Genomic DNA, 18,198 nt, shown 5'->3' with positions numbered 1-18,198 from the left:
ATAAAAGCCGGGAAAACTCTAATATAATAGGAGGTAGAAAGCGACGTTAAGATATACTATAATCAATTAATAATAACAAGAAAATTTAAATTAGAAAGAATATGAAACAGACAAAGTTAATGGTAATGGCAATGATGGCTGTAGCTCTGATGGCTACAAGCTGTGCAAGTAAGAAGGATCTTCAGAATTGCCAGAATGAGAATAAGGAATTGTCAAGCAACTATCAGGCTACCAAGGAAAAGCTGGCAGCTACTGAGGCTAGTCTGGCTGCTGCCCAGGAGCAGCTCGCTACTGCAAAGAGCGATTACGCTAAGTTGCAGAACTCGCTTGACAAGAGTTTGAACAATGCAAGCCAGAACAACGTGAGCATTGAGAAACTCGTTGACCAGATCAACGAGAGTAACCAGTATATCCGTCACCTTGTTGAGGTAAAGAGCAAGAGCGATTCGCTCAACATGGTTCTTACCAACAACCTGACCCGCTCTTTGAGCAAGGAAGAGATGAAGGAGGTTGATGTTCAGGTTCTGAAGGGTGTAGTTTACATCTCTCTGGCTGACAATATGCTCTATCAGAGTGGTAGCTATGAGGTGAACAGCCGTGCTCAGGAAACATTGAGCAAGATTGCTAAGATCATCACAGACTACAAGGATTACGATGTGCTCGTAGAGGGTAATACCGATAACGTACCAGTAAGCACTACAAGTGCCAAGATGAAGAATATCCGCAACAACTGGGACCTCTCTGCTCTCCGTGCAGCTTCTGTTGTTCAGTACTTGCAGGATCACTTCGGTGTAAATCCTAAGCGCCTTACTGCTGGTGGTCGTGGTGAGTACAACCCTGTAACAACTAACGATACAGAGGTAGGCAAGCAGCGCAACCGCCGCACTCAGATTATCATCACTCCTAAGCTCGACCAGTTCATGGACTTGATCGACAAGGCTCCAGAGGAGAAGTAAAAAGGCTATTTAAAGGTAAAAAGGTAAAAGGGTAAAAAAGTAAAAAGGTAAATAAGTAGAGGCATCAATGAGTTTCGGGCTCATTGATGCCTTTTTAGGTATAAATATACAGATTTTATGTTTTAAGTACGTAAAAAAGTACTTTTTGTTATCATTTTGCTAGAATTATTCTTAATTTCCTTTCTTTTCTTGATTATTTTTATTAATTTTGCAGGCAAAATATCAAGGGGCCACTTGGCTGCCCTGATCATTGTACATTGTAAATTATTAATTATACATTATATTGTGTTATGGAAAAGATTAAGATGACAACTCCATTGGTAGAGATGGACGGTGATGAGATGACAAGAATTCTCTGGAAGATGATTAAGGACGAACTGATTCTTCCTTTCGTTGATTTGAAGTCTGAGTATTATGATCTCGGTCTGCCTTATCGCGACCAGACCAATGACCAGGTAACCATCGACTCTGCTGAGGCGGCTAAGAAATATGGCGTGGCTGTGAAGTGTGCTACTATCACTCCTAATGCACAGCGTATGGACGAGTATAAACTCCACAAAATGTGGAAGAGCCCTAATGGAACTATCCGTAGCATCATGGACGGTACCGTATTCCGTGCTCCTATCACCATCCCAAGTATCCACCCTTGTGTAAAGAACTGGGAGAAGCCTATTACCATCGCCCGTCATGCTTACGGCGATGTATACAAGAGCGTGGAACTTCGTGCTGATGAGCCAGGTACAGCCAAACTCGTGTTCGAGGGTAAGAGCGGCAAAAAGCAGGAGATTGAGATTCATTCTTTCGATGGTGCTGGCGTTATCCAGGGCATGCACAATACTGATAAGAGTATCCGCAGCTTTGCTCACAGCTGCTTCAAGTTTGCCATTGATACCAAGCAGGATCTCTGGTTTGCTACCAAGGATACCATCTCTAAGACTTATGATGCCCAGTTCCGTAAAATCTTTGAGGAAGTATATGAGAGCGACTATAAAGAGAAGTTTGCAGAACTCGGTATCGAGTATTTCTATACATTGATTGATGATGCAGTGGCTCGTGTTATCCGCAGCAAGGGCGGCTTTATCTGGGCTTGCAAGAACTATGACGGTGATGTGATGAGTGATATGCTCAGTACAGCCTTCGGTTCTCTGGCGATGATGACTTCCGTATTGGTTTCTCCTGACGGCAAGTATGAGTATGAGGCAGCCCACGGTACCGTGACCCGTCACTACTATCGCTACCTGAAGGGTGAAGATACATCTACCAACCCTATGGCTACCATCTTTGCATGGAGCGGTGCGTTGAGAAAGCGTGGCGAACTGGATGGCATCAAGGAACTTCAGAACTTTGGCGACCAACTGGAGGCTGCATGTTTCGATACTTTGAATGATGGTATCGCTACCAAGGATCTCGTAAACCTGATGGAAGGTGTTGAGGCTAAGGCTGTAAACTCTGCCGGCTTTATCGCTGCCATCCGCGAGCGTCTGGAAAAGCGATTGGCATAAAAACAATAAGACCTGGGGTGATTAACCTCAGGTCTTATTGTTTTAGTTATTTTTAGTTTAAATCTTGATTCTTTTTCTTGCGTTTGCGCAAAGCGTCTGAATAAACCTTAAACAAATCAATGTTCAGCAAGCCATACTGTGGTCTTGCCTTGCTTGTTTAATTCCTCTTTGATGATTTCACCGATTAAGGGAATTGCATTTACTTTATCTTTCATACTCTTTCAGTTGTGTTATATGCTCACTTATAGTTATATCGGGTGCAAAAGTAGCATTTCTGTTTCTAACTAGCAAAGAAACATGTAGCGAATTTGGAACACTAAGTTAAAATGTGTAACAAAATACCCGTTTTTTTATATTTTTTTTCTCTAAAGAACTAAATGTCACGAAATTGTAACCGAATGTAACGCTTATTACGAAAGAAAAGTCGTAATTTTGCAGCGATATTTTAAATAACATGAAATATGGAAGAGAATATGAAAAGAATACTTGTTGTTGATGATGAGCAAGACTTGTGTGAGATTCTGAAATTCAATCTCGAAACAGAAGGATATGAGGTAGAGACTGCCAATTCTGCAGAAGAGGCTTTGGAGATGGACATCGCTTCGTTCGACCTGCTGCTACTGGACGTCATGATGGGAGGAATGAGCGGTTTCCAGCTGGCTAAGCAGTTGAAGGACAATCCGATGACAGCCAATGTTCCAATCATCTTCCTTACAGCCCGTGATACGGAAAACGATACGGTGACAGGATTCAATATCGGTGCCGATGATTATATCTCGAAACCTTTCTCTATCCGAGAGGTGATGGTCAGAGTGCGTGCCGTCTTGCGCCGTACGGCTGAACAGGCTGGCGATGCTGATGAATCGAAGATCATCAACTATCAGGGACTGCAGCTGAATCTGGACAAGAAGACGGTGAGCATCGATGGTGAGGCTATCCCTTTCACCAAGACCGAGTTCGAACTCCTGCGTCTTTTCCTCGAAGAGCGTGGCAAGGTCTTCTCACGTCAGGAACTTATCGACCGGGTATGGCCTAAGGATGTGATGGTACTCGACCGCACGGTGGATGTCAACATCACCCGTATGAGAAAGAAGATTGGTAAGTTTGCCAAGTGCATCGTTACCCGTCTGGGGTTCGGTTATTATTTTGATGCGTAATTAAAATGTTTAAGCTAAATAGTGTAGGTAGGAAGTTGTACTTCAGTGTACTGGCGGTGTTCCTTGTGTTCGCCGTCAGTTTTATCGTGTTCCAGCAGGCACGAGAGAAACAGTATAAAATAGGTACGCTTACTATCAAGCTGGAAAATTATAATGAACTGCTGGCAGAAGATCTGGCGCTCTCTCCTGGTGAAGGAATTATTCTGCAGGATAGCCTTCACAATAAGAAAGTGACTGTGGCTCATGAGAAGTTGCAGGCTTTTGTCCGAGAACATGAAAGCAAGGATCTTCGTGTTACGCTGGTGCGCCCTAACGGTAAGGTGATTTATGACAACATGAGTTCCGACTATGAACATTTTGCCAACCATGCCAAGCGGGAGGAAATAGCAGAGGCCTTGAAAAACAGGGTAGGCTCAAGCGTGGAGCGACAGTCTAAAACCCTGAAGCACGATTATTTCTATGTGGCTTCTTATTTTCCGGAAAGCAAGCTCATCATCCGTACGGCACTACCTTACAATAATGATTTGGCTAAGTCGCTGCAGGCCGACCAGCATTTCATCTGGTTTGCCATTGTAGCCGTCATTCTGCTTACCATCGTGCTCTACCGTTTTACGGACCGTCTGGGTAAGAATGTTTCCAAACTGAGCATCTTTGCTTATAAGGCAGACCACAACGAGAGTCTGGAGGTGGAAGATCTCGCCAAGTTTCCTAACGATGAGTTGGGCGAGATAGCTGAGCGTATCATCAAGATGTATAAGCGCATACAGACCACCCGACGTGAACAGGATGTACTGAAGCGGCAGCTTACCCAGAATATCGCTCACGAATTGAAGACTCCTGTAGCAAGTATTCAGGGTTATCTGGAAACGATACTCGACAATCCGCATATCAACGAAGAGATGAAGTCGCAGTTTCTGCAGCGCTGTTATGCCCAGAGCGAACGTCTCACCTCTCTGCTCCGCGACATCTCTACCCTGAACCGGTTGGATGACGGTTCGGATATGATAGATTTCGAGGCGGTAGACATTACGCAGATGGTGAGTGAAATAGCCCATGAGACGGCGTTGGAAAGAGAGTCGCACAAGATGACTTTCGAGAATCTTCTTCCCGACCAGCATATTATCGTGAAGGGTAACCGCAGTCTGCTCTATAGTGTGTTCCGCAATCTTACCGACAATGCCATTGCTTATGCCGGCGAAGGACGTAAGATAACGTTGAGTGCCAAGGAGCAGGGCAATAAGTGGCATTTCATCTTCTGTGATAACGGTCAGGGAGTTCCTGCCGAGCATCTCTCCCGTCTTTTTGAGCGTTTCTATCGGGTAGATAAGGGACGCAGCCGCAAGATGGGTGGCACCGGTTTGGGTCTTGCCATCGTCAAGAATGCCGTTCTCCTGCATGGCGGAACCATCCGGGTGAGCAATCTGCTGGAAGGCGGCTTGAAGTTTGAATTTACGCTTAAGAAATAAAAATGTTTTTTGAATAAAATATCTAAGCGGCAAATATAAATAATCAAGTGGCTGATATAGGTACTTAAGTATAAAGAAAGGCAAGACTTCTGGGAAACTTCTGAATGAGGTTTTACAGAAACCTTGCCTTTTTTGAGTTTTAGAACATTTTTATTTTCTTTTCGTAAACTTTGCTTAAATCTATTATTTCTGACTTTTTTCTATTAAAAGTGTAGACGATATTTCTAAATGTTGACGAAAATCAAGAAAAACTAACTTTTTTCTATAAAAATATCGATAAAGTTTGCATTAATTCAATACTTTTTCTTACCTTTGCACCCATAAAGCAACGAGAGAGGCTTAAAAAATGTAAGAAGAGAAAAAATAAATATATAAAGTTATATAAGAGTTGTTTAATTATTTAGAGAAGATTTTATGGAAAAAAGATTGCTTTTCTTGTTAGTCAATCTCTTCCTTTTTGTGGGGGGGTATTGGCTCAAACGAAAGTAACAGGTACCGTAGTTTCTCAGGAAGATGGTGAACCTGTCATTGGTGCATCTGTCGTAGTCGCTGGAGCGGCACGTACAGGTACCGTCACCGATATTGACGGTCACTTCTCTTTGGAGGTACCTGCTGGTAAAAAACTTGTAGTTAGCTACATCGGTATGCAGAGCCAGACCTTGACTCCAGCCGCCAAGATGACTATCCGCCTGAAGGCAGATAGCAAGAGCTTGGGCGAGGTGGTTGTAACGGGTATGCAGAAGATGGATAAGCGTTTGTTTACTGGTGCTACTACAAAAATTTCTGGCGACAAGACAAAGCTGGATGGTGTCGCAGACATCAGTCGTGCCTTGGAAGGTAAAGCGGCCGGTGTGTCTGTGCAGAACGTCTCAGGTACTTTCGGTACAGCTCCAAAGATTCGTGTGCGTGGCGCTACTTCTATTTATGGTAGCTCAAAACCTCTTTGGGTGGTAGATGGTGTTATCATGGAGGACGTAACTGAGGTTGATGCTGATGATTTGTCTTCTGGTAACGCTGAGACCCTTATTTCTTCAGCCATAGCAGGTCTGAATGCTGATGATATTGAAAGTTTCCAGATTTTGAAGGATGGTTCTGCTACCTCTATTTATGGTGCACGTGCCATGGCTGGTGTCATCGTTGTTACAACCAAGAAAGGTAAAGCTGGTACAAACCGTATCAACTATACTGGTGAATTCACCATGCGTTTGAAGCCAAGCTACCGCAATTTCAATATCATGAATTCTCAGGATCAGATGGGTGTATATCGTGAGATGTACAACGATGGCTATTTCTCTTTTGAAAAGAGCTATCGTGCCTCAAATAGTGGTGTGTTTGGCAAGATGTATCACTTAATGAATACATACGATGCCAAGACTGGCACTTTTGGATTGGCAAATACTGAGGAGGCGATGAGGTCTTATCTTCAGAAGGCAGAGTATCAGAATACAGATTGGTTTGATTTGCTGTTCAGCAACAGCATTTCTCAGAACCATTCCATCAGTTTGGCTACTGGTACAGACAAGGCTCAGTACTACACCTCATTCAGTGTGATGAACGACCCAGGATGGTCTAAGCAGAGCAAGGTGCAGCGTTATACTGCCAATGTGAATGCTCTTTATAATATATCTAAGAAGGTGTCATTCAATGCCATTGCTAATGCTTCCTATCGTAAGCAGCGCGCTCCTGGTACTACTTCACAGTCTGTAAATAATGTGACAGGTGAGGTGAGTCGTGACTTCGATATCAACCCATATTCTTATGCGTTGAATACCTCTCGTACAATGAACCCAAATGAACTCTATGTTCGTAACTATGCGCCATTCAATATTTTCCGTGAGTTGGATAACAACTATCTGAGCTTGGATGTTGTAGATATGAAGTTCCAGGGCGAGTTGAAGTATAAGCCTATCTCTAAGGTGGAACTTGCAGTGTTGGGTGCTTATAAGTATTCTACCACAACCAATGCAGCAACCATTACCGACCAGAGTAACCAGGCTTGGGCATACCGTGCCATGGATGATGCCACGATGCGTGATGCCAACCCATGGCTCTATACCGACCCAGACAAGGCTAACTCTTTGCCATTCTCTGTATTGGAAAAGGGTGGTTTTTATCGTGAGACCAAATATAAGATGAATAGCTGGGACTTCCGTGCCACAGCTAGCTATAATGATGTATACAACAAAGACCATATCGTGAACTTATTCGGTGGTTTGGAAATCAATTCACTCGACCGTAGCCGTTCTTATTTTAATGGCGTTGGCATGCAGTATGATATGGGTTATCTCCCTGCTTTCAACTATAACTTCTTCAAGCAGTTGGCGGAGGAGAATGGTCAATATTATAGTTTGGATAATTCATATCAGCGTGAGGCTTCTTTCTTTGGTACTGCCACCTATTCTTATAAGGGTCGCTACACAATTAATGGTACCATTCGTTATGAGGGTTCCAATAAGTTGGGTAAGAGTCGCTCAGCTCGTTGGTTGCCTACTTGGAACGTGTCTGGAGCATGGAATGCTCATGAGGAGAGTTGGTTTGCTAAGTTAAATCCAGTTCTTTCTCATCTTACATTAAAAGCATCATATTCATTGACAGCTGATCGAGGTCCTGCTTCCGTTTCTAACTCGTTGGTAGTGATACAGAGTTACAACCCTTGGCGTCCATTTGCCGGTGACAAGGAGACTGGACTTGAGATTTATCGCTTGGGTAATGATGATTTGACCTATGAAAAGAAGCATGAGTTGAACCTCGGTTTGGATATGGGCTTTTTGAATAACCGCATTAATGTGACTTTCGATTGGTATCGCCGCAACAATTATGATTTGATTGGTCCTAAGCGTACCATGGGTGTTGGTGGTGAGATCTATAAATATGCCAATGTGGCAAGTATGCGTTCACATGGTGAGGAGTTGACTATTTCCACTCGCAACATTGAGACCAAGGATTTTAAATGGAGTACCGACTTCATTTTCTCTCACTCAAAGAATACTGTAACCGACTTGGATTCACGTGCTAACATCATGCAGATGATTACAGGTACCGGTTTCACAATGAATGGCTATCCTGTTCGCTCTTTGTTCTCTATTGATTTCAAGGGATTGAACAAAAAAGGTCTGCCTATCGTTGTGAATCAGAATGGCGAGAAGACAAGCTATGGTGGCGATCTCTACTTCCAGTCAACTACAACAGATTACTTGAAGTATGAAGGTCCAACAGACCCAACCATTAACGGCAGTTTCGGAAACACCTTCTCTTATAAGGGTTTTAAACTGAATGTGTTCATTACATACGCTGCAGGAAATAAAGTACGTCTTGATCCAGCTTTCAGTTCTTCATACTCAGACATGACTGCCATGCCAAAGGAATTTATAAATCGTTGGACTCAAGCTGGTGATGAAGCTTATACGGATGTGCCAGTCATAGCAGACCAGCGCATGAAGCAGAATGACAATTATATTGGTTATCTTTATAATGCATATAACTATTCTACGGCTCGCGTAGCTAAGGGTGATTTCATTCGCATGAAGGAGATTTCTTTGGCTTATGATTTCCCAGGCAAGTGGATTCAGGCCCTTCGCTTGAACAGCGTAAATTTGAAACTTCAGGCTACTAACTTGTTCTTGATTTATTCAGACAAGAAGTTGCACGGACAGGATCCTGAGTTTTTCAACACTGGTGGTGTGGCAACCCCAATGCCACGTCAGTTTACATTGACATTAAGAGTAGGACTTTAAAGAAAGAGAGATAATTATGAAAAAGAATAAATTATATATAGCATCGGTGGCTTTTGCGGCATTGTCATTGGTCACATCATGCGACAGCTTCCTGGACAAGTTGCCAGATGATCGTGCCGAGGTAAATACCGAGGAAAAGGTGACCTCTCTGCTTGTGTCTGCTTACCCAACTGCAAGCAGCAATCTGATATTGGAATGGAGCTCAGATGATTATGCAGACAATGGAAAGCAGTATAGTACCAATCAGGAAATAGAGCAGGTTTATCGTTTTCAGCCAATTACAGCTCAAACCAATGATAGCCCAAAGAGTTTGTGGAATGGTTATTATTCTGCAATTGCAGCAGCCAACCAGGCTTTGGCTTCCATTGATGAGATGGGTAATCCAGCATCGCTAAAGGCGCAGAGAGCTGAGGCTTTGCTCTGTCGTGCCTATAGCATGTATCGTCTTGCTACAACTTTCTGTATGACTTATAATCCAGATAATGCAGAGAAGTGCATGGGACTTCCTTATCCAACAAAGCCTGAGACAACTGTAAACCCTGATTATAAGCGTGGTACACTGAAGCAACTTTATGAGCAGATTGATGCAGATATTGAGGCTGCCTTGCCTGATGTGAGCGATGATATCTATACCCAGCCTAAGTATCATTTCAACCAGAAGGCTGCGTATGCTTTTGCTGCTCGTTTCAACCTGTACTATATGAACTATGACAAAGTGATAAAATATGCTGACAAGGTGCTTGGAGCAAATCCAGCCTCTTTGTTGCGCAACTATGTGCCTTTTATGTCTTTGTCTAATTCAGAGGATATGGAGAATCGCTATATTTCTTCATCAGAGAATGCAAACCTCTTGTTGATGACGGCATATAGTCGAATTGGTAGAAATATCAGTGGTAATGAAGGGCGTTTTTGTCACAATCAAAATGTAGGTCTGTATGAAACGATTTGGGCTAAGATGCCATGGGGAAGGGGATCCAAAGACAATACTCTCTACCAGTCAAACTTGTTGTTTGGCAATGCCCGTATTCTTATCTTCCCAAAGATGTTTGAACATTTTGAATTTGCTGATAAGGTGGCTCAAACTGGATATCTTCATGTTGTAGATGCTGTGTTCACTACTGATGAAACCCTTCTTTGTCGTGCTGAGGCTTATGCCATGAAGAAGGAGTATGATAATGCAGTGAAAGATATCAATACTTGGATTGTGTCGCATACTGGGACTGCGAAAGGTACGGCAAAACGCCCAACAATGACAGTTGAAAGTATCAAGACTTTTATCGAAAGCTTGCCGTATGCACCTGTTACACCAAAATCCAATTTGGAGCATAGCATTCGTAAGACATTCCATCCACAGGGATTCACGGTTGAGGCTGGTACCCAAGAGGATATTTTGCAATTCATCTTACAGATGCGTCGACTGGAGACCCTGTATCAAGGTCTTCGCTTCCTTGACATCAAGCGCTATGGCATTGAGTTCAGCCATGATGTTGACGAAGAGTCTCCTATTGTATTCAAGGCTGGTGACTTGCGAGGTGCGATTCAATTGCCAGATGATGTAATTGAGGCAGGATTACCTGCAAATCCAAGAGAAGAGTCTAACAAATAAAAAATGAGTAAACTATGAAATATATAAAATTATTCATACTGATAGCGTCAGTCTCTCTGTTTGCTGCCTGCTCAGACGATAGTCTTGATTCTAAGAGTATTTTCGATACGCAGAATAAGGAAGAGCAGAATGACTTTGACAAGTGGCTCAAGACCAACTATGTGGATACCTATAATATCCGCTTTAACTATCGATATAGTGACAAGGAGACGGACAACAATTATAATCTTGCACCTGCCGATTTTAATAAGTCTAAGGCATTGGCTATTATGGTCAAGCATATTTGGCTGGATGCTTATAAGGAAGTGATGGGCGATCAGTTTATGAAGACCTATTCTCCTCGTGTGATGCAGTTGGTTGGCTCAGCAGCTTATGATTCTCAGTCTTCTATTGTGATGGGTACTGCTGAGGGTGGCTTGAAAGTAACTTTGTATAATGTAAATATTATCGATGTTGATAATCCAATCATAGATTCAGAAAATCCTTTCGTTGACAAGAAAAAAGGTACATACGATCTGAATTACTGGTTCTTCCATACAATGAATCATGAGTTCTGTCATATTCTGACTCAGAAAAAGAATTATTCTACTGAGTTCCAGACAGTTTCTGCCGGCAAGTATCAGACTTCAGGTTGGGTGAATGTAGAGGATAAAGATGCTCCATCCATGGGATTTGTATCCGGTTATGCCAGCGGTGAGTATAATGAGGACTTTGCTGAGATTTTTGCCCAATATGTAACCCATTCAGAAGCAGCATGGCAAAAAATACTGCGTGCAGGTATTGTATACGAAACAGATGAAAATGGCGAGTATGTGCTTGATGCAGACGGCAATCCTATAGTGAAGGATGCAAGTGGCTATAAAGCTATTATTCAGAAATTTAACATTCTCAAGGAATATTTTGCCAACACTTGGGGCATGGATATTACCAAGCTTCGTGAAGTTATCTTGCGTCGTACGGCAGAAGTAAAGGCAATGGATTTAGAAACATTAAAGTAAGACGGATATGAAAAAAATATATAATATATTATTTACGCTGATTGCGGTCTTGTCTTTCACATCTTGTTCCAACGACATAGATGAAGTGTTCGACAAACCTTCTGCAGAGCGAGTGAATGATGCAATAGCAGAGTATAAGACGGTTCTTACTTCTGCAGAGAATGGATGGCTGATGAAATATTATCCTAAGGCTAATACCAAGTATGGTGGATATAATCTGTTGTTGAAATTTGGAACAGATGGAAATGTTACTGCCATGAGCGATGCTTTGGGTGCAGACACGAAAGCCACATCACATTATAAATTGGAGCAGAGTGCTAGTATCGTTCTGTCTTTTGATGAGTACAATAAGGTGATTCATTTCTTCTCCGATCCAGCTAACCCTGATGGTATTGGTGATAATGGTAAGGGTATGGAAGGTGACTTGGAGTTCCGGGTGCTTACCGCCACTGCTGATTCTGTAGTCATGCTTGGCAAGAAGCGTGGTACAAAAATAGTGATGACTCCTATGGCGAAGGATGCCGATTGGGCTGAGACCATTAGTCATATAGATGATTTGGAGCAGGAGATGCAGTTCCCTAGATATACTTGCGAGGTGAATGATGTCAAGTATGTAGCTACATCAAGCTATCGTACCATTACTTTCACTAGTTCTAATGCCGAGGAAGGCTCTACAACGGAACCTTATATTGTTACAGACAAGGGGATTGAGTTTTATAAGCCAATAACTCTTAATGGCGTTACTATCAAGGGATTCAACTATAAAGGGGGCGATAACTATGAGTTTGAATCCACAGATGCCGCTGTAAAGATGTTCGGCGTAGTTCCTCCTATCAGTGAGCAGGTTATCAGTGGAGACTGGTTCTTCTCTGTAGCTAATATGGGTAGCTATACTCAGGCGTATTGGAATGCTGGTAACGAGGAGGTTTCTAAGCATTATTCTCCTTGCCTTTTTGCTGCTTTTACCACTTCTGCGTTTAATGACTATGCAGGACATTGGGGAATCTTTTTCAATGTGGCAGGCTATGCTTCGTTCATAGACATTACTCCTACTATCGTTGACGATGATCATATCTCATTTGCTTGTCCTGGCAAGTTTAATGCGAATGGTCAGTATTTCTATAGTTGGGGTCAGCTGTATATGATTTATGCACTGACTGGTGATGAGGGAAGTCATGCAGCCGGCGTGGCCAAGACTTATAAAATCGAGTTGCTGGAAGGTACATCGAAACAGCCTTCTTCTATAAAGTTGACTGATGAGAGTAATCCAAATAACTGGTTTGTCTTGACAACTAGTATGCCAGAATCTCTTTTTTAGAGTTCATCCATCATGAAATAAAATTATATACATAATGTTTAATAGGATTCTTTGTGAAAAGAATACATAAAATCTCTCGTCTGGGGGCGTGCTCATTTAAGCACGCCCCTTATTTGATTATTGCGCTCTTTAAATTTGTAGCATATGCACCTTGGAAGGTGCACATCTATGCGCAATATGCACCTTCCAAGGTGCATATTTATGTTTTTTCTTTCAAAGCTTCAAGCTTTTTGCTAAAAGTGTCCTTTACCCTTATTTCTAATAATTGCCAGAGATTTTTATCAGTATGTAGCGATTATTGTCTAGTTATGGAAGAATATTTTGCCGAGGAATAAGTTGGCTGTTAATCGGAAATAGTGTACTGGCGAATGAAGAACAGCTGACTAGCCGTACGCTCGCTAGTTGGCTGTTCTACTGCAACAGTCAGCGTAAATGCCTGTAAAAATGTTGTAAGTAAGGGATAAGGAAATACTCTTCACTCTTCACCTTTCCTTCGGAAACCCCAGTGTTTATCGGCGTTTCGAGGGGTGAAGAGTTTTTGGACACTCTTCACCCACTCTTCACCACTCTTCACCTTGGCTGGTTCGGCGGAGGGTGTGTCATAAGTTTATGATTCATCCTCTTCTTGTTGTTTGAAGAGCTAGGATATGTTGTTGGATGAGTAAGGATATGTTGTTGGAAGAGTAAGAATATGTTGTTGGAAGAGTAAGAATATGTTGTTGGAAGAGATTGGATATGTTGTTGAGGCAGTCTGTATCTTCGGTCGCACAACAGCTGTTGTGCGCTTGCATAACAGCTGATATGCGCATGCACAACAGGTGATGTGCATGCGATGGTCAACTGTTATGCGCCAAACTATTATCCAGACTTATGGCTCACCCTCCTCAGGGACGCCTGGCGGTTTTGCATCTCTCCTTAACACCTAGCGGTCTTGCGCTGCAGTTTACGCCTGTTGGTCTTTGGAATCGGTGAAGAGTGGTGAAGAGTGGGTGAAGAGTCGCTGCAAGCTCTTCACCCCTCGGAATGCCGATAAACACAGGGGGTTCCGAAGGAAAGGTGAAGAGTGAAGAGTAAAAGCGTGTTCGCTTGCAGATAAAAAATGGGGCGCAAGCTGTTTCCATGAAAGGAATCGCTTGCGCCCCTGATATTATTGCTTATGAGTAAATGAGCACCCTAAGATTAGAACTTGTAGATAGCACCAAATGAAATGTTGCTTGCATCTACGTTAAGTCCGAATGTTGATGAGTTGTCACCATGGTCAGGAGAATAACCTTTGTAACCGAGGAAACCTACCTTTGTGATGAAGTTTACGTGGTCTGAAAGCTTAACAGCCAAACCTGGCTTGATGCCTACCTCGTAATAATCGCCACCGCCTTTGCTGTAACTGCTGTAACCGATTGTACCCTCAACGAAGAGGTTAACCAACTTGGTTTCTACGGCTGTGTAACGTACGTAAGGAGCTACAGTGAATGTTGTAGATTCACCTACAGGAGAAAGCTTGCAAACATCGCCCTTCTTGATACCAATCTCGAGACCTGCTTCCCACTTGTTGTTGAATTCGTAGCCAATCTCAGGCATCAAGGTGTAAGCTGTCTTGCTGTCACCATCACCGATCTTGTTGCTGGAAATACCAGCTGTACCACCGATGTAAACCTGTGCGCTAGCGCAAACTGAAACGAGAGCCATAGCAAGGCTCAACATAATCTTCTTCATAATCAATCTTTTCTTTTAATTATTACTTTATTTTATCACTCTAATCAGGTAGCTTTTCAGCCCCTTTATTTATGATAGCAAAGCACATCCAGAATATGCTCTGCACTCTCTAATTCGGCAGCAAAGGTATAGGAAATAACTTGAAACTCAAAACGATTTCTCTGTTTTTCTTGCAAAACAAGCCGTATTGTTGATGTAAATCAATAAAAAGCAGGTGTGCTGAATGTATCTAAAGCTGTTTTTGAAGAATAGCTACGATTTTTTAGTGAAACCGCCAAATAATATGAGGGAATATTTGGGCAAACCAACTTTTTTCTCTATCTTTGCATGAACAAACAGTTTGAATCTTATTTTATAAATATCATAAATGAATCAATTTACAAAGCTGATAGCAGCCCAGCTCAATCTGAAGGAGCAGGCTGTAGAAAATACTTTGGCGCTGCTCGAAGAGGGCTGCACCATTCCGTTTATCTCGCGATACCGCAAGGAGAAAACCGGTAATATGGACGAGGTAAACATTGAAGCCATCGCACAGGCTAACGAGAAACTCTCTGAGATGGCGAAGAGAAAAGAGACTATCCTCAAAACCATCGAGGAACAGGGAAAACTCTCGGATGAACTGAAAAAACGCATCGAACAGTGCTGGGATGCCACCGAACTGGAAGACATCTATCTTCCTTATAAGCCAAAGCGCCGCACCCGTGCCCAGATAGCACGTGAGGCTGGCTTGGAGCCTCTGGCACAGCTGTTCCTCTTCCAGCGTGAGCGCAATCCGGAACAGGCTGCCAGGAAGTTTGTGGGCGATAAGGTGAAGGATGTGGAGGCTGCACTTCAGGGAGCCAAAGACATCATCGCCGAAACCGTAAGCGAAAATGAGCAGAGTCGCAATCAGATTCGCGGTGAGTTCAGACGCGGTGCCATCATCACTTCTAAGGTGGTAGCCAAGAAGAAGGATGAGGAAGAGGCGCAGCGCTTCTCCGACTATTTCGATTTCTCAGAACCATTGAAGAAATGTTCTTCGCACCGACTGCTGGCTATGCGTAGAGGCGAGGCGGCAGGATTCTTGCGTGTCAGCATCTCGGCTGATGATGAGCAGTGTCAGGATAAACTGAAGCGCCACTATGTACATGGTTTCGGTGAGTGCCAGACGCTGGTGGGTGAAGCGGTGGATGATGCCTTTAAGCGACTGCTGAAGCCTAGCATTGAAACCGAATTTGCTGCGCTCAGCAAGCAGAAGGCGGATGAGGAGGCTATTGTGGTCTTCGCCGAAAACCTGCGCCAGCTTCTGTTGGCGGCTCCTCTCGGACAGAAACGCGTGATGGCGGTTGACCCGGGTTTTGCCAATGGTTGCAAGACTTGCTGTCTTGATGCGCAGGGCAATCTGATTCATCATGAAATCGTTTATCCTCATCCTCCCCGCAACAAGAAGAGCGAGGCAACGGCTGCCATCCAGCGCATGGTTAAAATGTATCAGGTGGAGGCAATGGCTGTAGGTAACGGTACGGCAAGCCGCGAAACCAGCGACTGGCTGCATAGCATCGATTTCGTTCATCCGGTAGATATCTATGTGGTGAGCGAGGATGGCGCTTCTATCTATTCGGCTTCGAAGATTGCAAGAGATGAGTTCCCGGATGAGGATGTTACCGTGCGTGGTGCTGTGAGCATCGGACGAAGACTGATGGATCCGCTTGCAGAATTGGTGAAGATTGATCCGAAGAGCATCGGTGTGGGACAGTATCAGCATGATGTGGATCAGACTCAGCTGAAGAAGAGTCTGGATACAGTGGTAATGAGTTGTGTGAACTCGGTGGGTGTCAACCTGAATACCGCATCGCAGCATCTCCTGACCTATGTGAGCGGTTTGGGACCTACGCTTGCCAAGAATATCGTGGAATATCGCCGTGAGAATGGAGCCTTTGCTTCCCGTGCCCAGTTGAAGAAGGTGCCACGTCTGGGTCCTTCGGCCTTTGAGCAGTGTGCCGGCTTCCTCCGCATTCCAGGCGCTAAGAATCCTTTGGATAACAGTGCCGTTCATCCGGAGCGCTATGCGCTGGTAGAGCAGATGGCGAAAGATCAGGGCGTAACGGTGAAGCAGCTGGTAGAAGACAAGGCGCTGCAGAAGAAGATTGATATCAGAAAATATGTGAGTGCCGAGGTGGGTATGCCTACTTTGACCGATATCATGGCTGAGCTTGACAAGCCGGGCTTGGACCCTCGTGGTGAGGTGGAGAAGTTTGAGTTTGATGCCAGCATCAAGGAGATAGAGGATTTGCAGGTGGGCATGGTTGTGCCGGGCATTGTTACCAACATTACCAAGTTTGGTGCCTTTGTAGATATAGGTGTCCACAACGATGGTCTGGTTCATGTATCCCAGATGTCAAACCGTTACATTCAGGATCCTTCTGAGGTGGTAAAGCTTCATGAGCATGTGATGGTGAGAGTGGCAGAAGTAGATTTGAAGCGCAAGCGCATCGCCTTGTCGATGAAGGGCGTGAAATAGAAAGGATATTCAGAATGAATCAGAATAATAATGGTGATGCTCTCTCGGCAGGGGGCATCACTAGAGATTGTATAGAGTCGGCATATTGCTTTATTCATCAGAAGCTCAGGGTTTTTGAATTTTCCACCAATCCTACGCAGCGTGATGATATAGAGTATGCCATCGCCCAGTATGTAGAGGGCATGAATCCGCAGCTCTATCTTCTTCTTTCGCAAGGCAGAACGGAATTCCTTCTAGACCATGTGAATTTTGAAAAAGATATGCGCGAGGCACAGGAAAAACTGGAAGGGATGATGTAGGTATCTCTCTGTTTTAGGAGAAGGATAAACTGAGTCATGTTAATTTTAGTTGATGAGGGTGCGTCATAGACTTATGACACACTCTTTTTTTTATCCAGTTACATGCCAGTTACATGCTGGTTACATGCGTCAGGCACTGTTTTAAAGGGCTTTTGCATTGATTAAGGGCTATTTCGAGTTGCTCAGTTACATGCTTGTTACATGAGTTATGCCCAAGTAACGACCGAAAATAGCCGAATAACGACCGCAAACGACCGAAAATAGCCAAATAACGACTTAAAACGACTTAAAACGACTTAAAATAGCCGCAAACGACCGCAAACGACCGCAAATGACCACAAAAACGACCGCAAACGACCGCAATAACGACCGAAAACGACCGAGATAGTTCTGTCACTTGCCAAATTGTATTATTCATTATTAAGCAATCCTCTTATACCCTTATCAAAGTCCGAGTCTATGCGTTGTGTTTTATTAAAGATGTTATATTCTTCTTCCGCCTTCTTCTTCTTCTTGGCTTGTGCAGCCGATTTTCTCAATTGCACCATGCCGAGTGGTTATTTCCATTTTGGAAACAACCACGTCCTTATCCAACTCTCCCTCATCAAAGATGTTCTTTAAATGCTTGCTTATAGCAGGAACACCTACACCAAAGAGCTGTGCCATAGCCTTTTGCGTATACCAAAGAGTTTCGTCTTTTATGACAACTTGTACTTTGCCATCAGCATCGGGCATATTATAAAGAAGAAATTGTATCTCGTTACTCATAATTTATTACTTTAGATGCAAAGTAAGTGATTTATTTTTATAACAATGTGCCTATAGTGTAATCTTTAACAAGATATAACAAAAAGCGCTTGTGTTATAGCATGTAATAGTGTGAAAGTATGTAAAATGATGACTTGTTTTTGCCAACCGATTCAATTTAGTTTGGAATTATGTTGGCAAA

Annotated in this window: 10 protein-coding genes and 2 pseudogenes; 10 read left to right on the top strand and 2 right to left on the bottom strand. The window is 43.3% G+C overall.

All coding sequences use genetic code 11. The features are described 5' to 3' along the window. Nucleotides 1-101 precede the first annotated feature (101 nt). From ONT19_RS10340 to ONT19_RS10305, 8 genes and pseudogenes are all read left to right on the top strand, one after another. The gene (locus ONT19_RS10340; protein WP_006848523.1) at nt 102-956 is read left to right on the top strand and encodes an OmpA/MotB family protein; all 855 of its coding nucleotides are present in this window, start codon (nt 102-104) and stop codon (nt 954-956) included. Nucleotides 957-1,246: 290 nt separating this feature from the next. Beyond that, nucleotides 1,247-2,458 (top strand): NADP-dependent isocitrate dehydrogenase, encoded by a 1,212-nt coding sequence (locus tag ONT19_RS10335; protein ID WP_117693399.1) that lies wholly within the window; start codon nt 1,247-1,249, stop codon nt 2,456-2,458. Between the two features lie 461 nt (nt 2,459-2,919). Next, nucleotides 2,920-3,615 carry a response regulator gene (locus ONT19_RS10330; RefSeq protein WP_022121453.1) on the top strand — a complete coding sequence of 232 codons (696 nt, stop codon included), beginning with the start codon at nt 2,920-2,922 and terminating at the stop codon, nt 3,613-3,615. 5 nt (nt 3,616-3,620) lie between these two features. Then, a complete protein-coding gene (locus ONT19_RS10325; protein WP_264952508.1) occupies nt 3,621-5,081 on the top strand; it encodes a sensor histidine kinase in 1,461 nt (486 codons plus the stop codon). Nucleotides 5,082-5,495: 414 nt separating this feature from the next. Further along, a pseudogene (locus ONT19_RS10320) lies at nt 5,496-8,815 on the top strand (SusC/RagA family TonB-linked outer membrane protein). A 16-nt stretch (nt 8,816-8,831) separates the two neighbouring features. Continuing rightward, nucleotides 8,832-10,421, top strand: coding sequence for a RagB/SusD family nutrient uptake outer membrane protein (locus tag ONT19_RS10315; protein ID WP_264952509.1), 1,590 nt, complete (start codon nt 8,832-8,834; stop codon nt 10,419-10,421). Nucleotides 10,422-10,435: 14 nt separating this feature from the next. Further along, on the top strand, nt 10,436-11,419 hold the full coding sequence (locus tag ONT19_RS10310) for a zinc-binding metallopeptidase (RefSeq protein WP_117693391.1): 984 nt from the start codon (nt 10,436-10,438) through the stop codon (nt 11,417-11,419). A 7-nt stretch (nt 11,420-11,426) separates the two neighbouring features. Beyond that, on the top strand, nt 11,427-12,737 hold the full coding sequence (locus ONT19_RS10305) for a DUF4302 domain-containing protein (protein ID WP_264952510.1): 1,311 nt from the start codon (nt 11,427-11,429) through the stop codon (nt 12,735-12,737). Nucleotides 12,738-13,916: 1,179 nt separating this feature from the next. On the opposite strand, the gene ONT19_RS10300 is transcribed toward ONT19_RS10305, so the two are convergent. Next, a complete protein-coding gene (locus tag ONT19_RS10300; protein ID WP_264952511.1) occupies nt 13,917-14,450 on the bottom strand; it encodes a porin family protein in 534 nt (177 codons plus the stop codon). A 367-nt stretch (nt 14,451-14,817) separates the two neighbouring features. Here ONT19_RS10300 and ONT19_RS10295 point away from each other — a divergent pair, with 367 nt between their 5' ends. After that, a complete protein-coding gene (locus ONT19_RS10295) occupies nt 14,818-16,950 on the top strand; it encodes a Tex family protein (RefSeq protein WP_264952512.1) in 2,133 nt (710 codons plus the stop codon). A gap of 14 nt (nt 16,951-16,964) precedes the next feature. Next, nucleotides 16,965-17,249, top strand: coding sequence for a hypothetical protein (locus tag ONT19_RS10290; RefSeq protein ID WP_119236557.1), 285 nt, complete (start codon nt 16,965-16,967; stop codon nt 17,247-17,249). 543 nt (nt 17,250-17,792) lie between these two features. Here the strand turns inward: ONT19_RS10290 and ONT19_RS10285 are convergent. Then, nucleotides 17,793-18,017: pseudogene (locus ONT19_RS10285) on the bottom strand (cell filamentation protein Fic); the annotation flags it as partial. Nucleotides 18,018-18,198: the final 181 nt, after the last annotated feature.

Source organism: Segatella copri, assembly GCF_026015625.1.
GTDB classification, from domain to species: domain Bacteria; phylum Bacteroidota; class Bacteroidia; order Bacteroidales; family Bacteroidaceae; genus Prevotella; species Prevotella copri_H.
The sequence above is the reverse complement of the archived record's forward strand: the minus strand, read 5'-3'. Positions and strand labels throughout refer to the sequence as shown.

Coding starts and splice junctions, on each gene's coding strand:
- ONT19_RS10330 (WP_022121453.1), top strand. CDS start 2,920: ATGGAAGAGAATATGAAAAGAATACTTGTTGTTGATGATGAGCAAGAC.
- ONT19_RS10335 (WP_117693399.1), top strand. CDS start 1,247: ATGGAAAAGATTAAGATGACAACTCCATTGGTAGAGATGGACGGTGAT.
- ONT19_RS10315 (WP_264952509.1), top strand. CDS start 8,832: ATGAAAAAGAATAAATTATATATAGCATCGGTGGCTTTTGCGGCATTG.
- ONT19_RS10310 (WP_117693391.1), top strand. CDS start 10,436: ATGAAATATATAAAATTATTCATACTGATAGCGTCAGTCTCTCTGTTT.
- ONT19_RS10340 (WP_006848523.1), top strand. CDS start 102: ATGAAACAGACAAAGTTAATGGTAATGGCAATGATGGCTGTAGCTCTG.
- ONT19_RS10290 (WP_119236557.1), top strand. CDS start 16,965: ATGAATCAGAATAATAATGGTGATGCTCTCTCGGCAGGGGGCATCACT.
- ONT19_RS10295 (WP_264952512.1), top strand. CDS start 14,818: ATGAATCAATTTACAAAGCTGATAGCAGCCCAGCTCAATCTGAAGGAG.
- ONT19_RS10300 (WP_264952511.1), bottom strand. CDS start 14,450: ATGAAGAAGATTATGTTGAGCCTTGCTATGGCTCTCGTTTCAGTTTGC.
- ONT19_RS10305 (WP_264952510.1), top strand. CDS start 11,427: ATGAAAAAAATATATAATATATTATTTACGCTGATTGCGGTCTTGTCT.
- ONT19_RS10325 (WP_264952508.1), top strand. CDS start 3,621: ATGTTTAAGCTAAATAGTGTAGGTAGGAAGTTGTACTTCAGTGTACTG.